Raw genomic sequence first — 18,413 nt, 5'->3', positions numbered from 1 at the left:
CGTTGTCTCGTCTTCGCCTTGCCGTCCCTACTCCCGGGCGGCGTAAGCGTGTTCCATGTAGGTGTGCTCGACCGAACGATCGAGCGAGGCGATCTTCTCGAAGCCGCGCCGCCAGTCCTGCAAATGCCGCCGGGTCCACAAGACGCCGGCCGCCTTGTCGCGCCGCTTGATCGCATCGAGGATGTGGCGATGCGCCTCGAGCAGGCGCGCGCCGCCTTCCGGCACACCGCCGACGATCATCTCGGTGGTCGGAAAGAACAGCTGCGCGGCGGGCTCGCGGGCGAGCTGCAGCACGCGGTTCTGCGAGGCCTTGGCCATCAGCACATGGAATTCCGCATCGAGCTCGGCGAGACCGGCGGGATTGCCGACCACCACAGCACTGCGTTCGAGATTGCCGGCGAGCTCGGCGATGTTCGCCTCGGTCGCGCGCTCCACCGCGCCCTCAACGCTCGCGACCTCCAGCGTCATCGACGTCTCGAACAATTCGCGGAACGTCACCTCGTGCAGGATCAGCGCGCGCGACAGCCGCGTGGCGAGCTTGTTGTAGCGCGGCAGGCAGGCCTGCAAGCGGCGGCTGGAATCGCGGCGGATCAGCCCGCCTTCCTCGAGCACGCGAATGCCTTCGCGCACCGTCGAGCGGTTGACGCCGAACTGCGCGACCAGCTGCTGCTCGGTGCCGATCGGCTCGCCCGGCCTGATCCGGCCGTTGATGATCTCGCGTTCGATCGCGTCCGCGACCTTCTGATAGGCCGGCGCGACATCGATGCGCCGGAACAGCGGCGTGGCGGGCACCTCGGGCTCCCCATTGTCGTTTGTCGGACAAAGGATAAGCGAAGGCCTTTGTAGCGTCAAATAGGCAATTCTGGGCCGGATTGTCGCACCTGGTCGGCCGGAATTGACACCGGAACCGAGCAAATCTAGCTTTGTCGGACAAGCCGATAAGAACACCCTGGGGAGGCGCATCACCATGAAATCCATCGTCACGAGTCTGTCCGCCGCCGGCCTGATCGCCGCCGTGCTGGCGGGTCCCGCTCTCGCGCAACAGACGCCGCTCAAGATCGGCGTGCTGACCGATTTCCAGTCGGTCTATTCGGACATCGGCGGCGCCGGGAATGTCGAAGCCACCAAGATGGCGATTGAGGAGTTCGGCGGCTCGATGTTCGGCAAGCCGATCGAGCTCGTCACCGCCGACGCCCTCAACAAGGCCGACGTCGCCGCCACCATCACCCGCAAATGGTACGAGGCCGAGAACGTCGACATGATCATCGACATGCCGACCTCGGCGACCGCACTCGCCGGCATGGAGATGTCGAAGCGGTTCGAGAAGATCATGATCGTGACGGATGCGGCGAGCTCCGACATCACGGGCAAGTCCTGTTCGCCCTACACGCTGCACTGGACCTACGACACCTACGCCAACGCCCACACCGTCGGCAGTGCGATCGTGAAGAACGGTGGCGACAGCTGGTTCTTCATCACCGCCGACTACGTGTTCGGCCATTCGATCGAGCGCGACACCGGCGACGTGGTCCGCGCCGCCGGCGGCAAGGTGCTCGGCAGCGCCCGGCATCCGCTCAACACGCCGGACTTCTCCTCGTTCCTGCTGCAGGCGCAGGCCTCGAAGGCCAAGATCATCGGCCTGGCCAATGGCGGCGGCGACACCATCAACGCGATCAAGCAGGCCGCCGAGTTCGGCATCGTCGCGGGCGGGCAGAATCTGGCTGGGATCGTGATGTTCATCTCTGATATCCACAGCCTCGGGCTCAAGCTCGCGCAGGGCCTGATCATCACCGAGGCCTACTACTGGGATCTCAACGACCGCACCCGCGCCTTCGGCAAGCGCTTCTTCGAGCGCATGAAGCGGATGCCGACGATGAACCAGGCCGCGACCTACAGCGCCACCCTGCACTACCTCAACGCCGTGCAGGCGGCCGGTACCAAGGAGACCAAGCCGGTGCTGGCGAAGATGCGCGCGACCCCGGTCCGCGACGCCTTCTCCGACAACGGCGTGGTGCGCGAGGACGGCCGCATGGTGCACTCGATGTTCCTGTTCGAGGTCAAAAGACCTGAGGAATCGAAGGCGCCGTGGGATTACTACAAGGTGCTCGCCGAGGTGCCCGGCGACCAGGCGTTCCGGCCGATGAAGGACGGCGGCTGCCCGCTCATCAAGTGAGTGAATACAATCATGGCCGGGGTCCAAGACCTCGGCCAACACATTCAAATAATTGGGTAAAAGCTGGCAGGAGTGGCAGGGCTCGAACCTGCGACCCCCGGTTTTGGAGACCGGTGCTCTACCAATTGAGCTACACTCCTGCAGGGAACCAGCGTCGCCGCCGGTTCGCGCCGTTTCAAGCACAGGGCATGGCCGGTTTGCAAGGGCGAACCGGTGAAGCTTCTGTTCATTGCAAAACTTATGCGCCAGACTTCCGCCATCACTCCACGTCGGCGCTCCGCCGCAAGAATCAAGAATCAAGAACCCGGGAGAGACCATGAACGCCCAGACCGCCACCAAGCAGCCCGCCAGCCAAACCACCCCGTCCCTCCCCCTCGCCAAACCCGAATCGATCGGACTGTCGAGCACGCGGCTGCAGGCACTGTCCGACACCTTCAAGCGCGAGGTCGACAAGGGAACCGCGCCCGGCTTCACGGTGCTGGTGGCGCGGCGCGGCCAGATCGGCTGGTTCGATGCGATCGGGCGGCAAAGCCCGGCGGCCTCCGCGCCGATGACGCATGACACGATCTTCCGCATCTTCTCGATGACCAAGCCGATCGTCTCGGTCGGCATCATGATGCTGCTGGAGGACGGCCACTTCCTGCTCAACGACCCCGTCGCGAAGTTCATCCCCGAATTCGCCGAGACCAAGGTCGGAGTCGAGCACAACGGCAAGCTCGAGCTGGTCCCCGTGCAGCGGCAGATGACGATCCAGGACCTGCTGCGCCACACCTCTGGCCTCACCTACGACCACACCGGCAACGGCCCGGTGCAGCAGCTCTACCAGCAGTCGCGGCTGCGCAGCCGCAAGATCACCAATGCCGAGCACGCCACCATGCTCGCCGGCATGCCGCTGATCTGCCAGCCCGGCGCCGAGTGGAACTACAGCCGCTCCACCGACATCCTCGGCCGCATCATCGAAGTCGTCAGCGGCAAGACGCTCGGCGCGTTCTTCGCTGAGCGCATCCTCTCGCCGCTGCAGATGAACGAGACCGCCTTCCACACCGGGGAAGCCAATGCCGGCCGTCTCGCCGAGGCTTTTGCGAACGATCCCTGGACCAACGAGAAGGTGCAGCTGTTCAACATGCTGGAGAAGCCGGCGATGGAATCCGGCGGCGGCGGACTTGTTTCGACCACGATGGACTATGCGCGCTTCGCGCAGATGCTGCTGGGCGGCGGCTCGCTCGACGGCACCAGGATCATCGGCCGCAAGACGCTCGAATTCATGGCCTCCGATCACCTCGGCGCCGGCGTCAAGGTCCAGGGCACGCTGGTGTCGCCCGGCCACAGTTTCGGCCTCGGCTTCGCCGTGCGCATGCAGCAGGGCATCGCGCCGTTCTCCGGCTCGGTCGGCCAGTACTTCTGGAGCGGCATGGCCGGCACGTTCTTCTGGATCGATCCGCGCGAAGACCTGATCGCGGTCTTCATGATGCAGGGTCCGGGCCAGCGCGAATATACCCGCTCGCTGGTGCGCAACGGCGTGTATGCGGCGGTGGAGTGAAGTCATTGCGGCTCGAGATCCCGGGTTCGCGCTGACGCGCGCCCCGGGATGACGCTTTGCGTCAGCTGATCGTCGCGCCGCCGTCGATCACGATGGTCTGGCCGGTGAGGAAGTCGCCGGCGCGCGAGCCCATCAACACGGCGGCGCCCGCGATCTCGTCCGGCACGCCGATCCGCAGCAGCGGCGAGCGCGCGGTCGAGGCCTTCAGCGTGTCCGGATTGTCCCACAGCGCCTTGGCGAAGTCGGTCTTGATCAGGCCCGGCGCGATGCAGTTCACGCGGATATTGTGCTTGCCATATTCGCAGGCGAGGTTGCGCGCGAGTTGCATGTCGGCGGCCTTCGAGATCGCGTAAGCGCCGAGCACGGTCGAGCCCTTCAAGCCGCCGATCGAGGACACGATGATGATGGAGCCGTCCTTGCGCTCGATCATCTGCGGCACCACCATCGAGATCAGCCAGTTGTTGGCGACGATGTTGTTGTCGAGGATCTTGCGGAACTGATCGTCGGAGATGCCGGCAAGCGGACCGTAATACGGGTTCGACGCCGCGTTGCAGACCAGCACGTCGATGTTGCCGAAGGCGCGATTGCTCTCGTCGACCAGATTTTGCAGGTTTTCCTTTGACGAGATGTTGGCGGCGATCGCGACCGCGGTGCCCTTGCCGAACTTGCCGTTGATGTCGCCCGCGACCTGCTCGCAGACGTCGGCCTTGCGCGAGGAGATCACGACCTTGGCGCCGTGCTCGGCCATCCGCTCGGCAATGGCGAGCCCGATGCCGCGCGTCGAACCGGTGATGACGGCGACTTTTCCCTTCATGTCGAACAAGGTCATGTTTCTCTCCCTGATGTAAGGCGTTTGAATTCTGTGTTCAGCTTAGGCAGCGTTCCGGTGTTCCGATAGCGGCAATCACGCAAGCTTGCTCGCCGGCCTGACTTCGGGTCCGGACGGCTGGTGCATCGCGGCGTGCCTGGGGTCGGCGATCCAGGGCTGCTGGTTCACCATTGGCAGCCGCCACATCGACACGTTGGGCGCCGCGATGTGATCGAGCCGCGTCACCGAGACATTGTCGATATCAAACGACAGGCCCCGATCCGGCTGGCCGCCGAGCGCAAGCCCGACCGCGGCCCTGATCACGCCGCCATGGCCGACCGCGATGATGTCCTTGCCGGCCTCCGCGGCGGTGATCCGCACGATGGTGCGGCAGACGCGGGTGTAGAGATCCATGAAGCTCTCGCCGCCGGGCGCAGGCTCGTTGACGTCGGCGAACCACATGCTGCCGGGCGGGCGGCTGGCGAGAAACGCGGCGCGGTTCATGCCCTGCCACCGGCCGAGATGCAGCTCGGCGAAGTCGCGCTCCTGCGTCATGCTTTCGGGCTTCGGATACCCGGCGGCCCAGATCGCATCCGCGGTCTTGTGCGTGCGCTTCAGATTGCTCGAATACCACACGGCGTTGCGCGGCAGCATCTTGGCGACCGCCTCGAAGACTTCGACATCGCCGGTGTCGCAGTCGATATCCTCCTGCCCGTAGATGTTGCCGCCGTCGCTGCGCACCGGCGCATGACGAACCCACCACCACCGCGTCACCGTCACGTTAGGCTTCTCTGGATTGGACATCGGATGAGCCCTTCAATACTGTCCCGTCACGCTGTACGTCACGCCGCACATCGTCTCAAGTGCTTCTGACGTTTGAAATTTTGTTTGAATTCCGTCGCGCGGCAGACGCGCCAAGGATCACTCGAACTAACCATGTGAACAGGGAGAAAATCATGGGCCGCCTCGAAGGCAAATCCGTCATCATCACCGGCGCAGGAAGCGGCATCGGCCGCGCCGCCTCGCTGCTGTTCACCAAAGAAGGCGCCAAGCTGATCGCGGTCGATCGCACCGATGGCGTCAACGAGACCGCGAAGCTGGTGCGCGATGCCGGCGGCACGGTCGAAGCCGTCACCGCCGATGCCGGCTCGGAGAGCGACGTGAAGGCCTTCATCGAGAAGGCGGTTTCGAAATACGGCAAGCTCGATGCGATCTGGGCCAATGCCGGCGTCAGCGGCGGCCTCGTGCCGCTCGCCGACCAGACTCCGGAACATTGGCAGGAGGTGCTGCGCGTCAATCTGATCGGCCCGTTCCTCGCGATCAAGCATTCGATCCCGCACATGACCAAGCAGGGTTCCGGCTCGATCGTCTGCACCGCATCCGTCGCGGGCCTGAAGTCCGGCGCCAGCGGACATCCCTACGGCGCGAGCAAGGCCGGCGTCATCAGCCTGGTGCAGACCACCGCCTACTCGCTCTCCGGCACCGGCGTGCGCATCAACGCGGTCTGCCCGGGCCTGATCGAAACCGGCATGACCAAACCGGTGTTCGACCGTGCCAAGGAGCGCGGCACCCAGGACAAGATCGGCCAGCTCAATCCGCTGAAGCGCCCCGGTCAACCGCACGAACTCGCCGCAATGGGATTGTTCCTGGCGAGCGACGAGGCGTCTTACGTCAACGGCCAGGCCATCCCGGTCGACGGCGGCCTCACCGCGTCGATGCCGTATACGGGCAAGCCGATTTAGCAACGGCATTCTCCGTTCGCGGCGCAATCCGAATGACGCCATGACGGCGCCACATCCACCACCGTCGTCCCGGCGCAAGCCGGGACCCATACTCCGCGGCGGATGTTGTGAGGGGGGACTCGTCGTTCCAGCATAATGGGTCCTGGCTTTCGCCAGGACGACATCGAATTTGTTGCGACATCGAGAGTCAAACAATCGCATTCTCGCGACATGATCTGCCCGAGTTCTGCTCTTCGTTTCACCCTCTCCGTTCACAGAGGGCGCAGGGAAAGCCGGGTGCCGATCGCACCCATGGGCCCCGAGCAATGGGTAGAAAGCTCGGGGGTAGGACCACAGGTGTAACCGGTGCAATCCGGCTTTCCCTGCGCGATGGGTTACGGCTTATTTCGTGCTCTCCCCGGCGAGACTGGGCTTGCTTGTCACCGCCTTCCGCAAAAGCGCTACGCGCTTTGCAAAGGGGACACCGGCCGCTAGGGCGTCAGGACCACACGACTTCGCCGTCCGCTTCACGTGTGCTCGTCAGTCACAACGTTCGGCGTCCACCGCATCTCACACCGCGTTCGTGACGATCGCGAAGCGCCCCTCGATCGGGTGAGACGGGAAGATTTATACACTGAGTTGCACTTCTGATAAAAAGAAATATTTTTGCTGCGCGGGATTGACAGGTTTTGGTTGAGTTGCCCGTCGTGTCGAATGGGCAACACCGGAGGACGCAACCATGCGCCGTAGGATGGGTAGAGCGCAGCGAAATCCATCATCTCACCGCGCGGATCAAAGTCGATGGGTTTCGCTTCGCTCTACCCATCCTACGCTCTACGGCACGCCCTACCCCGGCAACAGGCTCCGCTCCCGTGCCGGCGAATAGTCCACCTGAGCCAGCAACCGATCCTCGATCTGCCCGACCATCAGGCCGTGCTCGGCATGGGTGACCCGCTTGATCTCGCTCCATTCGGGATCTGCCATGAATGCCGCCCACTGCGCGATCTTGGTCGCCTCGTCGGGCCATTCGAGCAAATACACGAACTCGGTGCGGTCACCGAATTTCGTCTCCCACATGCTGACGAATTTGAAACCGTAGCGCCCCGTCGTGATCCGCGCCGCGTGATCGCGGAACCGGGCATGAAACGCGGCCTTATTGTTCTCGAAGATTTCGTAGATGCGCAATTGCTGGATCATGGCGATCTCCCGGTCGTTACATGGGACGACGGACGTCGACCCGCAATAACGTCCGGCAGCGGTCCGAATATTGCTTGGCCCCGGCAGGCAAACCAGCTGTTATACTTTGCTGGCAGGATCGCCGGCACATCAGCAATTCCTTGCACACTCCCTCGCACACGAACAGGCAATGCAAAATCAACGCCCCGACCGTATCCGCAAGCTCTTGGCCGACCTCGTCGCGTTTGACACCATAAGCGACCGCAGCAACCTCCCCCTGATCGACTACATCGAGCGCTACCTCGCCTCGCTTGGCGTCAGCGGACAGCGCATCGTCGATGACACCGGACAGAAGTCCTCGTTGTGGGTCACGGTCGGCCCCGAGGACAGAGCCGGGCTGGTTCTGTCAGGGCATACCGATGTCGTGCCGGTTGCGGGACAGGACTGGAGCCACAACCCGTTCGAGCTCGTCGAGCGTGACGGGCGGCTGTACGGCCGCGGCACCACCGACATGAAGGGCTTTGTCGCCGTCTGCCTCGCGATGGTCCCGGAAATGCTCACGGCCGATCTGAAGACGCCGATCAATCTTGCGATCTCCTATGACGAGGAGATCGGTTGCGTCGGCGTGCGCCCGATGCTGCGCGACGTCGCACGCAAGCCGATCAGGCCGCTCGGCTGTTTCGTCGGCGAGCGACCCGGATGCAGGTGATCATCGGCCACAAGGGCAAGCATGGCGTGCGCGCCACGTTCCGCGGGCTCGCCCGTCACTCCTCGATCGCGCCCGACGGCGTCAACGCCATCGAATACGCGGCCGATCTGACCACCGAAATTCGCCGCCGCGCCGCGCTGCTGGCCGCGGATGCGGAGCGAGACAGCCTCTACGACGTTCCGCACTCGACCCTGCTCACCAGCATAGTCCGCGGCGGCGCCGCGCTGAACATCGTGCCCGACCAGTGCGTCGTCGAATTCGAATGCCGCGGCATCGGCATCACCGAGTCCAGAGCCGTGACGGATGCGATCATCGCCTGGGCGAAGGCCGAGATCGAGCCTGACATGCGCAAGCGGCATCCGGAGTGTGGCATCGATTTCGAGGAAATTCTCGACTACCCCGCGCTCGACACCGCGGCGGACGCGCCGATCGTCACGCTCGCCAAGCAGCTCGCCGGCCGCAACGACCACGCCAAGGTCGCGTTCGGCACCGAGGCGAGCCTGTTCGTCAGCATGGCGGATGTGCCGTCCGTGGTGGTCGGCCCCGGCTCTATCGCGCAGGCGCACACGCCGGATGAATTCGTCGAGATGTCGCAGCTCGAGGCTTGCGGAGAATTCGTCGCGCGGCTGATCGCGCATTGCGCGAAGTGATATTCTGCTGCGTAGGGCGTGAAACAGGAGCCCGGGACCATGTCGACCGAGAAGGAACGTCAGCAAGGCGGAGTGGCGGAAACCTTTCGCGTGGCCGTGCAGGCGCTGATCATCGCGCTGGTCATCCGCACCTTCCTGTTCCAGTCCTTCAACATTCCGTCCGAGTCGATGGAATCGACGTTGCTCGTCGGCGACTACCTGTTTCTCTCGAAATACAGCTACGGATATACGCACTACTCCCTGCCCTTCTCACCGCCGCTGTTCTCGGGTCGTATCTTCGGCTCCGAACCCAGGCCGGGCGATGTCGTGGTGTTCCGGCTGCCGAGCGACGACAAGATCGATTTCATCAAGCGCGTGATCGGCCTGCCAGGCGATCGCATTCAGATGATCGACGGGCAGCTGTACATCAACGGCACCGCGGTCAAGCGCGAGCGGGTCGATGACTATGTCGGTCGCGACGACGGGCCGCGCCCGGTCCGCGTCAAGCGCTGGCGCGAGACCCTGCCGAACGGAGTCAGCTACGACGCGCTCGATCGCATCGAACGTTCCGAATACGACAACACGCCGGTCTATGTCGTGCCGCCCGGGCATTTCTTCGCGATGGGCGACAACCGCGACAACTCGGCCGACAGCCGCGTGCCGCCGGCGCGCGGCGGCGTCGGTTACGTGCCGTTCGAGAACCTCATCGGGCAAGCCAAGGTGATCTTTTTCTCGATCGGCAATGACGCGCCGGCATGGCAAGTGTGGCACTGGCCGGCATCGGTGCGCTGGAATCGGCTGTTCACCGGCATTCACTGATGTTCAGAGCGTAGGGCGGGTTAGCCGAAGGCGTAACCCGCCGCTCTTGCGCTGAACGACGGCGGATTGCGCCTTCGGCTAATCCGCCCTACACGTCCGGCGGCAGGCCCGGCCCCGTCGCGGCCGGGCGCAGCTTGTCGCGCTTGCGCTCGCGGTAGAAGGCGTACAGGCCGGAGGCGACGATGATCGCAGCGCCCGCGAGCATCTGAACGTCGGGCTGGTGGCCGAAGGCGAGATAGCCGAGCAGCATCGCCCACAGCAGTGCCGAATAGCGAAACGGCGCCACTGCCGAGATGTCGCCTGTGCGCAGCGACACGATGATGCACTGATAGCCAATCAGGATCAGCACCGCGGCCAGCACCAGCAGGCCGAGGGCGTGGCCCGACGGCGGCTTCCAGCCGCCAAGCGGGACAAGAACGGCAGCGCCTGCCGTCGTCACCGTCACGGTGGTGAGCAGCGTGATGAACACGGTCGGCAGCGCTTTCGGGATGCGGCGGGTGGCGAGATCGCGCACCGCACAGAAGCCGACCGACGCCAGCGCCAAGAGTGAGGCCTGGCTGAAGCCCTCCGCCCCCGGCCGCACGATGACCAGCACACCGATGAAGCCAGCCGCGATCGCAAGCCAGCGCCGCCAGCCGACCGGCTCGCCGAACACCAGCGCCGCGCCCAGCGTGATAACGAGCGGCAGTTGCCTGGAAGATCGCCGACGCGTTGGCGAGCGGGATCTGCGAAATCGCCGAGAGATAGGTCAGCGTGCCGCCGATCTCGCCCATCACGCGCAGTCCGACCGGCCAGATCAGCAGTGCGCTGAAGCTGCGCAGCGCGTCGCGGTACCAGGCGAGTGCTGCGACCAGCACCATCGCGACCAGACCGCGGACCAGCAGGATCTCACCGATGTTGAGCTCCGCCGACACCGCCTTGGTGATGGCGTCGTTGGCCGTGAAGCTGGCCATGGCCGCCGCCATGAACAGGCTGCCGCGAAGATTCGAGGAAAGGGCCAAGGTGAAAGTGTCCGATCAGGACGAGGGCGGGCGTTGACCGGACTGACTTGCCAAAGCGGCGCAGCGAACTCAAGTCACAGATGGCTACAATGCGGAAACATGCCGCAGCTCGCAGAAGCGGCGCGAGCCTTGTGGGATCGCGCCGCGTTTTCGGATCAGGTTGCGCCGGCCTTCTGCGCGTATTCCCATGACGCCTGCGACAGCGGCACGGTGCGCTTGGCCGACTCGAGGGCCTTGGCATTCGCGGCGGTGCCGTCGCGGACGCGGCCCGCAATGCCCTGCGTGATGCCGGCGAGGCGGAACAGGTTGTAGGAGAAGTACCAGTTCAGATCCGGCACAGCCATGCCGGTGACGTCGCAGTAGATCTGCGCGGCCTCGTCCTGGCTCGGAATGTTCAACGCCTTGAGGTCGGCATTGGCGAGGCCCGGCATGGTCCACTGCATCAACAGATAGGTGAAGTCGGCCATAGGATCGCCGAGCGTCGACAATTCCCAGTCGAGCACCGCCTGCACCCGCGGCTCCGTGGCGTGGAAGATCATGTTGTCGAGGCGATAGTCGCCGTGCACGACCGAGACGCGCTTCTGCTCCGGCACCGTCTTCGGCAGCCACTCCGCGAGCTTCTCGAATTCGGGAATGTGCTGCGTCTCGGACGCGCGATACTGTTTGGTCCAGCGGTCGACCTGGCGCGCAAAATAATTGCCGGGCTTGCCGAAATCGCCGAGGCCGATCTTTTCGGGATCGAGCATGTGCAGCTTCGCCAGCGTCTCGATCTTGCTGGTGAAGATCTTGCGGCGCGCGTCGGGCTGCTGGCTCGGCAGCGTCGGATCCCAGAACACCCGCCCCTCCTCCATCGACATGATGTAGAAGGCCGAGCCGACCACCACATCGTCGGTGCACAGCGCGTAGGCTTTGGCGACCGGGAAATTCTGCTTGCCGAGCGCCGCGATGACGCGGAACTCGCGATCCACCGCATGGGCCGACGGCAACAATTTACCGAACGGACGGCGGCGCATCACATAGTTGCGGCCGGGGGTTTCGAGCTTGTAGGTCGGGTTGGACTGGCCACCCTTGAACTGCAGGACCTTGAGCGGGCCCTGATAGCCCTCGACGTGTTCCTGCATCCAGGCCGCGAGGTTCGCCTCGTTGATACGATGGCGCTCCTCGACTTCCCTTGTGCCGGAAAATTCTTCGTCTTTCCTGACGCCGTCCGCCACGGTGACGCTCCCTCAACTCGATTTTTCAAGGAGCACGTCGGGCGCTCCCGCGATCAGGCTGGCACGCCAGCCTGATTTCTCTTTTTCATTCTGAGCACGATGTCAGCGCGAACGCCATGCGTTCCGCATCATGCTTAGTGCGACGTGTTTGCATACTTCCGAAGTTCAAGTCTGGCAATGGCGCGATTGTGCACCTCGTCCGGACCGTCTGCCAGGCGAAGCGTGCGGATGTGGGCGTAATCCTTGGCAAGCCCGGCTTCGTCGGAGACGCCGCCGCCGCCATAGGCCTGGATCGCCTGGTCGATGATCTTCAGCGCCATGTTCGGAGCTGCGACCTTGATCATCGCGATCTCGGCCTGCGCGGTCTTGTTGCCGACCTTGTCCATCATGTCGGCGGCCTTGAGGCACAGCAAGCGGTTCATCTCGATGTCGGTGCGGGCCTCGCCGATGCGCTGCTCCCAGACCGAATGCTCGATGATCTTCTTGCCGAACGCGGTGCGCGAGGCGAGCCGCTTCACCATCTTCTCCAGCGCCTCCTCGGCCTTGCCGATGGTGCGCATGCAGTGATGGATGCGGCCCGGACCGAGACGGCCCTGCGCGATCTCGAAGCCGCGGCCTTCGCCGAGCAGGATGTTTTCCTTCGGCACGCGGACGTTTTCGAGCAGCACCTGGGCATGGCCGTGCGGCGCGTCGTCGAAGCCGAACACCGGCAGCATCTTCTCGACCTTGATGCCGGGAGTGTCGAGCGGCACCAGGATCTGCGATTGCTGCTGATGCTTGGCGGCGTTGAAGTCGGTCTTGCCCATCAGGATCGCGACCTTGCAGCGGGGATCGCCGACGCCCGACGACCACCATTTGCGGCCGTTGATGACGTAGTGATCGCCGTCCTTCTCGATCCGGGTCTCGATGTTGGTGGCGTCAGAGGACGCAACCGCCGGCTCGGTCATCAGGAAGGCGGAGCGGATTTCGCCGTCCATCAGCGGGCGCAGCCATTTGCGCTTCTGCTCCTTGGTGCCGTAGCGGATGAACACTTCCATGTTACCGGTATCGGGGGCGGAGCAGTTGAAGACCTCGGACGCCCAGGAGATGTGGCCCATCTCTTCCGACAGCAGCGCGTATTCGAGGTTGCTCAATCCCGCGCCGTGGAATTCGTCATCCTCATGCGAGGACGGCGGCATGAACATGTTCCAGAGGCCTTCGGCCTTCGCCTTCTTCTTCAGATCCTCGAGGATCGGGATCACCTTCCAGCGCGGGCCTTCGGCGTCCTGCTTGTCGTAGATCGGCACGGCGGGGCGGACATGCGTTTTCATGAAAGCCTGAACGCGCTCAAGCCATTCCTTCTGCCTGGCCGACATCGTGAAATCCATGGGACGCTCCTCGTTTCCTAGACTTGGGCTTTGCACTGGGGCCGTGGAACTGGGCCTTGGCCGTTTGGGCAACATTGTTGACCCCGCCTCCGCGGCCCGCAAGGGCGTTCGCGAAAACGGCGGCGGTGGTGTGCCAGAACGCCGCCCCGCGATCAGCGGATTGACATTTCCAGCTCTTCAAACGATAGTTTCATACAAATGTTTGAAATGCAACTCCCCGTCGTCTTCGTCATTCCCCGGCATTCCGCGGAATAACGGAAAGGCTCAACGCCATGGCCAGCGACCAGACCCGATCCGCCATTCTCGCCGCCGCCGAGCGGCTCTATGCCGACCGCGGCTTCGGCGACGTCACGCTGCGCGACATCGTCGCGGAGGCGAACGTCAACCTCGCGGCGGTGAACTATCATTTCGGCTCCAAGGACGAATTGATCGCGGAGCTGTTCGTCACCCGCAGCATCCAGACCAACCGCGAACGTCTCAATGAATTGAAGGCGGCGGAGGAAAATGGTGGCGGACGCGCCTCGATCGAGGACATCATGCGCGCCCTCGTCGGTCCCACTTTGCGTGGCTGCCTCGGACCCGATCGAGAGGGCTCGACCGCGGCGCGTTTCATGATCCGCGCCTCGATCGAATCCGTGCCGCCGATCCGCCGCATCAAGAACCGCGAGGTCGATCACTTGCGCAAATTCGCCGCCGCGATGCGCCGCGCGATGCCGGGCCGTGACGACACCGAACTGTACTGGGGCCTGCACTTCGCGCTCGCGATGGCGCACCACACCATCCGCGAGAAGGAACGCCTGCTGCGGCTGTCCGAAGGCAAATGCGATCTCGACGACGTGCGCGCCATCATCGATCGCGTGGTCACGGTCTCGGTGATGGCGCTGACGATGGGCGACGTGCCGAGCAAACCGGCGCTGCGGCCGGTCGTGGTGCACGGCCGGCTAACGCGCCAGGATTTGTGAGGTCTTCCGCGCTACACCATCGCGATGCAGTCGATCTCGACGTCGAACGGCCCGGTCCATTCCGGGATGCAGACGAAGATCCGCGCCGGCAGATCATCCGCGAAATATCTCCGGTAGATCGCGTTGAAGGTCGCGAAGTGTTTTGCCGAGGTGCAGAAGATGTTGCACTTCATCACGTTGTCGAACGACGCGCCGGCCGCCGCGAGGCACAGCCTGAGCTGCTCCATCACCAATTCGCTCTGCCGCTCGATCGAGGCGCCGGTGGCGATCTCGCCGGTTGCCGGATCGAACGGCGGCAGGCCGGAGACGAAGATCATGTTGCCGGCGCGCGTGACTGCCGACGCCGGCGCCTTCCAGCGCTCCAGCCAACTGGAGATCGGTTCGACGCGGACCACTTCCCGTTTCATGATTGGCACCTTCGATAAGGGATCGATGGCGCCAATCTAGCAGGCTCGTGTCAAGAATGCTTCGATACAGGTCGAAGTGTCGTAGCCGACCAAACAGCCCTCTCCCCGTCATCCTGAGGAGCGCGAAGCGCGTCTCGAAGAATGCACGGCCCGGCTGGTGGCCGATTCATCCTTCGAGGCTCGCTCCGCTCGCACCTCAGGATGACGGGAAGAGCGGACCGCCCGTGGCTCCGGCGCGCGCCTACAGAATCCCCTGCGCCTTCAGCCCTTCGACCTTGGCGTCGTCGTAGCCGATGGTCGCCAGCACGTCCTTGGTGTCGGCACCTAACAGCGGCGGGGCGCGGTAGTCGGTGATCGGCGTGCCCGAGAAGGTCAGCGCGTTGCGGATCAGCGACAGGTTCGGCTCGAAGGGGTGATCGACCTTGACCCGCATGCCGCGCGACTGCACATGCGGATCGTTGAACACCTGTTCGAAATTGTTGATCGGACCGGACGGCACGCCCGCCTCCTCGAGCTTGTCCAGCCAGTAGGCGACCGGATGCTTCAGGAACAGGCCGGCGAAGATCGCCATGATCTCCTTGCCGTGCACGACGCGGTCGTTGTTCTTGACGAAGCGCTTGTCGTTGGCGAGCTCGGGTTCGCCGAGCACGGCGCAGGTGCGCTGGAACTGCCCGTCATTGCCGACCACCAGCATCAGCTCGCCGTCGGTGCAGCGGAACACGCCGGCCGGCATGCCGCCATTGCCCCAGGTGCCGCGGCGCGGCGGCATGTTGCCGTTGACGAGATAGATCTGCAGCCAGTGCGACAGCGAGGCGATCACCGTGTCGAACAGGCAGACGTCGACATGCTGCCCCTCGCCGTTGTTGGCGTCACGATGGTAGAGCGCCGACAGAATTCCGATCGAGGTGTTCATGCCGGTCATGTAGTCGACGATCGAGGGGCCGACCTTCATCGGGCCCGCGCCGGGCTCGCCGTCGATATGGCCCGTCACGCTCATCAGGCCGCCCATCGCCTGCAGGATCGCGTCATAGCCGGCTCGCGTCGCGTACGGGCCGGTCTGGCCGAAGCCGGTCACCGAGCAATAGATGATGCCGGGGTTGAGCTGCTTGATGGTGTCGTAGTCGAGGCCGTAGCGCTTGAGGTCGCCGACCTTGTAGTTCTCCATCATCACGTCGACCGACTTGGCGAGCTCGCGGATGATCGCCTGCCCCTCGGGCTTGGCGATATTGACGGTGACCGACTTCTTGTTGCGGTTGGCGCAGAGGTAGAACGAGTTGTTGTTGTTCGCCTTGCCTTCGGGATCGGCGAGGTAAGGCGGGCCAAAGGCGCGGGCGTCGTCGCCGCCGCCGGGCCGCTCGATCTTGATCACCTCGGCGCCGAGATCCGCCAGCATCTGGGCCGACAGCGGGCCCGCGAGCACCCGCGTCAGGTCGAGAATCTTGATGCCCGAAAGTGGCAGAGCCGACATGAACGTTCCTCCGAAATCTTGCTAAATCTTGATTATCGGCGCCGGACCGTGTCTTGCCCGTTTCCTGCCCGTCTCCTGGGCGCGCCAGAGCTTGCGGATACACCATTTTGCTGCCGCGAGCACTGCATTGTCGGCATGAAGCCATCCGCGTGTGGCGCAACGGCGGGGGTCCTTCGGGAACCGGCCGCGCGTATCGGGCCGATTGCCGCCACGCGAAATTGTGAAGATCACCGACACCGATTTGTCTCAACGCCGACGGTATCCTGCCGCGACGAGGAGGACATCATGCGGACGATCACGAAAGCCGGGCTGTTGCTGACCCTGCTTGGGGCCGCAATGGCGCCGGCGGATGCGCGCGACGGCCACGGCCATGGCGGCGGCTTGCACGGCATGCATGCCGGCGGCGCAAGTCGCGGCGGCGGGTTTGTCGCCGACAAGCGCCACGCCGACGACCCCTACACCAAGGCGGCCTCCGACGAAGAGGACCGCCTGCTCAACAGCAAGCTGAAGAGCATCTGCCGCGGCTGCTAGAACGCGATGAGGTTCAATCGTCACCGCGCTTCAGGGAGTCCATCAAGTGCTCCCAAGGTTCGTCGTTTACGGCTGGTACGGGACCGTCTCAGAACGGCGGCGGTCCGGGATTAGGCAGGGCTACGTCGAAGGCCGTGACGACGGTAGCGATGCAGCGGTAGAAGCCGCACAGCGCCACCAGTTCGACCACGCCCTTCAAGCCCAACGCCTGCTGCAAGCGCTGCTGCAGCAGGTCGGGCAGAGACTCTTGCGCCACGACATGGCGGGCCGCGCTGCAAATGTCGAGGTAGAGAGCGCTCATGGGCGGAGCCGCGAAATCACCAGCCTGCAAGGCGTTCACCACCGCCTGGGGCACGCCCGCGGCGACAGCGATCGGCGCATGCTGCTCCCATTCATAGGCCACGCCGAGGCCGCGCGCCGTCGCCAGGATGGCGAGCTCGCGCACGTCGGCGCTGAGCAGGCCGTGGAAGCGCAGATAGCTGCCGAGATTGCCGATATGCTCAGCCAGCACGGGGTTGTTCATCAGCGCTAGGTACATGCCATGCAGTCCGCCGCGCGGGCCGGCCAGGCGCCGGTAGATGGCGCGGCCCTCATCGTCCAGATCCGGCGTCGGGTCGGGCAATTGTGCCATGGCTTCAATCCAGCGACGCGCCTTTGGCGCGGTTCCAGGGGCCCACGGGCGTGGTGGCGTCACGGTCGCAGCGCACATCGACGATGAACGTGCCGCCCGAACGAAAGGCGTGCTCGAAGGCGCCGACCAGGTCGCCGGGCTGCTCCACCACCACACCGTCGGCACCGAGCGAGCGCGCAAATTGCACCCAGTCGTGGGTGCGAAGCAGGGACAGCTCGGCTGCGGCCGGGCTCATCTGCTTGGCGCGCAGGTAGACATTCCCCAAGGCGCCGTTGTTGATGACGACGTAGACGATAGCGAGACCGTGACGCGCCGCGGTCTGGATCTCGATGCCGTGCATCAGCATGCAGCCATCGCCGGTGATAACCGCACACGGCAGCTCCGGCCGCGCCAGCTTGGCGCCGATTGCCGCGGGAATGGCCCAGCCCATCGGCGCCAAGGCGGTGGCGGTGAGATAGGCGCTGGGCCCATGACTTTGCCAGTAATGCCCGCCAAAGACCCGATGCGCGCCGGAGTCGACCAGCAGCACGCAGTCGCGCGGGGCCACCTGACGCAGGTCGGCAACGGCGCGCGCCGGGTGGATTGGCATCGCATTGCTGCGGGTGTTGGCGACATCGTACAGGCGCGGCATGGCGCGTATGCGCGCGGTCCACGCGTCGCGCGCCGCCCGGGTGCCGGCGAGAGTGCTGCGCACGGGCTCATCGTCCAACATCCAGCGCACAAACTCGCGCGCGTCGCCCACCACGGACCCGGTCACCGCATAGTCGCGACCGAACTCGCAAGCGTCGATGTCGACCTGTACGGTGACCGCCGGCAGGTTCGGACTCCACGACATGGTGTCGCGCTGGCTCAGGCCCGAGCCCAGGATCAATAGCACGTCGGCCTTCACGTCGGCCGCCGGCGGCGAGTTCGGGCCGGTGTCATCGTCCGGCGTCAAAGCCAGTGTCGAATGGCGAGTCCCGCCATAGCCAAACACGCCCAGCGACAGACGATGGTCTTCCGGGATTACGCCCTTGGCGCGCAACGTGGTGGCAATCGGAATGCCGCAGCTATCGGCAAGCCGCACGAGGTCCTCCGTGGCGCCGGATCTCACGCAGCCGTTTCCGGCCAGAATGGCGATGCGCGGGCCTGCCGTCAGCAACGCTCGCGCGGCGGCCGCGGTCTCCCGGTCCAGCACACGCGGCGGCGTTGCCAAGCCGTATTGCAGCGGGCGGTAGGCCTCGGTCACGGGCCGCTCGTGCAGATCTTGCGGCAGGC

The 18,413-nt window shown here is 64.5% G+C and carries 18 protein-coding genes, 1 tRNA gene and 1 pseudogene; 8 read left to right on the top strand and 12 right to left on the bottom strand.

The annotated features are described in order from the left end of the window. Positions 1-27: 27 nt before the first annotated feature. Positions 28-792, bottom strand: a complete 765-nt coding sequence (locus H8B02_RS07510; protein ID WP_229165655.1) for a FadR/GntR family transcriptional regulator — start codon at positions 790-792, stop codon at positions 28-30. 175 nt (positions 793-967) lie between these two features. On the opposite strand from H8B02_RS07510, the gene H8B02_RS07505 reads away from it, so the two are divergent. Next, the gene (locus tag H8B02_RS07505) at positions 968-2,173 is read left to right on the top strand and encodes an ABC transporter substrate-binding protein (RefSeq protein ID WP_229165654.1); all 1,206 of its coding nucleotides are present in this window, start codon (positions 968-970) and stop codon (positions 2,171-2,173) included. A 64-nt stretch (positions 2,174-2,237) separates the two neighbouring features. Here H8B02_RS07505 and H8B02_RS07500 read toward each other — a convergent pair. Next, a tRNA-Trp gene (locus tag H8B02_RS07500) sits at positions 2,238-2,313 on the bottom strand. Positions 2,314-2,489: 176 nt separating this feature from the next. Between H8B02_RS07500 and H8B02_RS07495 the strand changes: the two genes are divergently transcribed. After that, the gene (locus H8B02_RS07495) at positions 2,490-3,713 is read left to right on the top strand and encodes a serine hydrolase domain-containing protein (RefSeq protein WP_229165653.1); all 1,224 of its coding nucleotides are present in this window, start codon (positions 2,490-2,492) and stop codon (positions 3,711-3,713) included. A 61-nt stretch (positions 3,714-3,774) separates the two neighbouring features. Here the strand turns inward: H8B02_RS07495 and H8B02_RS07490 are convergent, their stop codons facing one another. Together H8B02_RS07490 and H8B02_RS07485 are read right to left on the bottom strand one after the other, a co-directional pair. Then, positions 3,775-4,542, bottom strand: a complete 768-nt coding sequence (locus H8B02_RS07490) for an SDR family NAD(P)-dependent oxidoreductase (protein WP_229165652.1) — start codon at positions 4,540-4,542, stop codon at positions 3,775-3,777. 75 nt (positions 4,543-4,617) lie between these two features. After that, positions 4,618-5,325, bottom strand: coding sequence for a histidine phosphatase family protein (locus tag H8B02_RS07485; protein ID WP_229165651.1), 708 nt, complete (start codon positions 5,323-5,325; stop codon positions 4,618-4,620). A gap of 152 nt (positions 5,326-5,477) precedes the next feature. Between H8B02_RS07485 and H8B02_RS07480 the strand changes: the two genes are divergently transcribed. Further along, complete coding sequence (locus tag H8B02_RS07480) at positions 5,478-6,263, top strand: SDR family NAD(P)-dependent oxidoreductase (protein WP_229165650.1); 786 nt, start codon at positions 5,478-5,480, stop codon at positions 6,261-6,263. Between the two features lie 825 nt (positions 6,264-7,088). Here H8B02_RS07480 and H8B02_RS07475 read toward each other — a convergent pair. Then, positions 7,089-7,439, bottom strand: coding sequence for an NIPSNAP family protein (locus H8B02_RS07475; protein WP_229165649.1), 351 nt, complete (start codon positions 7,437-7,439; stop codon positions 7,089-7,091). A 169-nt stretch (positions 7,440-7,608) separates the two neighbouring features. Between H8B02_RS07475 and argE the strand changes: the two are divergent. Continuing rightward, positions 7,609-8,777 (top strand): annotated as a pseudogene (gene argE, locus H8B02_RS07470) (acetylornithine deacetylase). A gap of 39 nt (positions 8,778-8,816) precedes the next feature. After that, positions 8,817-9,575: a signal peptidase I gene (gene lepB / locus H8B02_RS07465; protein ID WP_229165648.1), complete on the top strand. Its 759-nt coding sequence runs from the start codon at positions 8,817-8,819 to the stop codon at positions 9,573-9,575. A gap of 88 nt (positions 9,576-9,663) precedes the next feature. Here lepB and H8B02_RS48445 read toward each other — a convergent pair whose 3' ends face one another. Next, on the bottom strand, positions 9,664-10,230 hold the full coding sequence (locus H8B02_RS48445; protein WP_312000695.1) for a DMT family transporter: 567 nt from the start codon (positions 10,228-10,230) through the stop codon (positions 9,664-9,666). A gap of 98 nt (positions 10,231-10,328) precedes the next feature. Here H8B02_RS48445 and H8B02_RS48440 point away from each other — a divergent pair, with 98 nt between their 5' ends. After that, a complete protein-coding gene (locus tag H8B02_RS48440) occupies positions 10,329-10,613 on the top strand; it encodes a hypothetical protein (protein ID WP_312000694.1) in 285 nt (94 codons plus the stop codon). 118 nt (positions 10,614-10,731) lie between these two features. Here H8B02_RS48440 and H8B02_RS07455 read toward each other — a convergent pair whose 3' ends face one another. Both H8B02_RS07455 and H8B02_RS07450 read right to left on the bottom strand, forming a co-directional pair. Next, the gene (locus tag H8B02_RS07455) at positions 10,732-11,790 is read right to left on the bottom strand and encodes a phosphotransferase family protein (RefSeq protein WP_229165647.1); all 1,059 of its coding nucleotides are present in this window, start codon (positions 11,788-11,790) and stop codon (positions 10,732-10,734) included. Positions 11,791-11,924: 134 nt separating this feature from the next. Continuing rightward, the gene (locus tag H8B02_RS07450) at positions 11,925-13,157 is read right to left on the bottom strand and encodes an acyl-CoA dehydrogenase family protein (RefSeq protein WP_212309687.1); all 1,233 of its coding nucleotides are present in this window, start codon (positions 13,155-13,157) and stop codon (positions 11,925-11,927) included. Positions 13,158-13,429: 272 nt separating this feature from the next. On the opposite strand from H8B02_RS07450, the gene H8B02_RS07445 reads away from it, so the two are divergent. Beyond that, entirely contained in the window at positions 13,430-14,119 is a 690-nt protein-coding gene (locus H8B02_RS07445) for a TetR/AcrR family transcriptional regulator (RefSeq protein ID WP_092115017.1), read from the top strand. A gap of 11 nt (positions 14,120-14,130) precedes the next feature. Here H8B02_RS07445 and H8B02_RS07440 read toward each other — a convergent pair whose 3' ends face one another. Then, complete coding sequence (locus tag H8B02_RS07440; RefSeq protein ID WP_229165646.1) at positions 14,131-14,526, bottom strand: Rid family hydrolase; 396 nt, start codon at positions 14,524-14,526, stop codon at positions 14,131-14,133. A 241-nt stretch (positions 14,527-14,767) separates the two neighbouring features. After that, positions 14,768-15,994, bottom strand: a complete 1,227-nt coding sequence (locus H8B02_RS07435; protein ID WP_092115019.1) for a CaiB/BaiF CoA transferase family protein — start codon at positions 15,992-15,994, stop codon at positions 14,768-14,770. Positions 15,995-16,279: 285 nt separating this feature from the next. On the opposite strand from H8B02_RS07435, the gene H8B02_RS07430 reads away from it, so the two are divergent. Beyond that, entirely contained in the window at positions 16,280-16,525 is a 246-nt protein-coding gene (locus tag H8B02_RS07430; RefSeq protein ID WP_229165645.1) for a hypothetical protein, read from the top strand. 88 nt (positions 16,526-16,613) lie between these two features. Here the strand turns inward: H8B02_RS07430 and H8B02_RS07425 are convergent, their stop codons facing one another. Both H8B02_RS07425 and H8B02_RS07420 read right to left on the bottom strand, forming a co-directional pair. Next, positions 16,614-17,156 carry a carboxymuconolactone decarboxylase family protein gene (locus H8B02_RS07425; RefSeq protein WP_229165644.1) on the bottom strand — a complete coding sequence of 181 codons (543 nt, stop codon included), beginning with the start codon at positions 17,154-17,156 and terminating at the stop codon, positions 16,614-16,616. A gap of 4 nt (positions 17,157-17,160) precedes the next feature. Beyond that, the coding region (locus H8B02_RS07420) for a thiamine pyrophosphate-binding protein (protein WP_229165643.1) at positions 17,161-18,413 on the bottom strand (1,253 nt) is incomplete at its 5' end.

The organism is Bradyrhizobium altum (assembly GCF_020889705.1).
Taxonomy (GTDB): domain Bacteria; phylum Pseudomonadota; class Alphaproteobacteria; order Rhizobiales; family Xanthobacteraceae; genus Bradyrhizobium; species Bradyrhizobium altum.
This window is presented reverse-complemented; position numbering and strand designations above follow the sequence as displayed.

What these genes read in the sequence shown, in the direction of transcription:
- H8B02_RS07505 (WP_229165654.1), top strand. Translation starts at nt 968, where the DNA reads ATGAAATCCATCGTCACGAGTCTGTCCGCCGCCGGCCTGATCGCCGCC.
- H8B02_RS07495 (WP_229165653.1), top strand. Translation starts at nt 2,490, where the DNA reads ATGAACGCCCAGACCGCCACCAAGCAGCCCGCCAGCCAAACCACCCCG.
- H8B02_RS07490 (WP_229165652.1), bottom strand. Translation starts at nt 4,542, where the DNA reads ATGACCTTGTTCGACATGAAGGGAAAAGTCGCCGTCATCACCGGTTCG.
- H8B02_RS07485 (WP_229165651.1), bottom strand. Translation starts at nt 5,325, where the DNA reads ATGTCCAATCCAGAGAAGCCTAACGTGACGGTGACGCGGTGGTGGTGG.
- H8B02_RS07480 (WP_229165650.1), top strand. Translation starts at nt 5,478, where the DNA reads ATGGGCCGCCTCGAAGGCAAATCCGTCATCATCACCGGCGCAGGAAGC.
- H8B02_RS07475 (WP_229165649.1), bottom strand. Translation starts at nt 7,439, where the DNA reads ATGATCCAGCAATTGCGCATCTACGAAATCTTCGAGAACAATAAGGCC.
- lepB (WP_229165648.1), top strand. Translation starts at nt 8,817, where the DNA reads ATGTCGACCGAGAAGGAACGTCAGCAAGGCGGAGTGGCGGAAACCTTT.
- H8B02_RS07450 (WP_212309687.1), bottom strand. Translation starts at nt 13,157, where the DNA reads ATGGATTTCACGATGTCGGCCAGGCAGAAGGAATGGCTTGAGCGCGTT.
- H8B02_RS07445 (WP_092115017.1), top strand. Translation starts at nt 13,430, where the DNA reads ATGGCCAGCGACCAGACCCGATCCGCCATTCTCGCCGCCGCCGAGCGG.
- H8B02_RS07440 (WP_229165646.1), bottom strand. Translation starts at nt 14,526, where the DNA reads ATGAAACGGGAAGTGGTCCGCGTCGAACCGATCTCCAGTTGGCTGGAG.
- H8B02_RS07435 (WP_092115019.1), bottom strand. Translation starts at nt 15,994, where the DNA reads ATGTCGGCTCTGCCACTTTCGGGCATCAAGATTCTCGACCTGACGCGG.
- H8B02_RS07430 (WP_229165645.1), top strand. Translation starts at nt 16,280, where the DNA reads ATGCGGACGATCACGAAAGCCGGGCTGTTGCTGACCCTGCTTGGGGCC.
- H8B02_RS07425 (WP_229165644.1), bottom strand. Translation starts at nt 17,156, where the DNA reads ATGGCACAATTGCCCGACCCGACGCCGGATCTGGACGATGAGGGCCGC.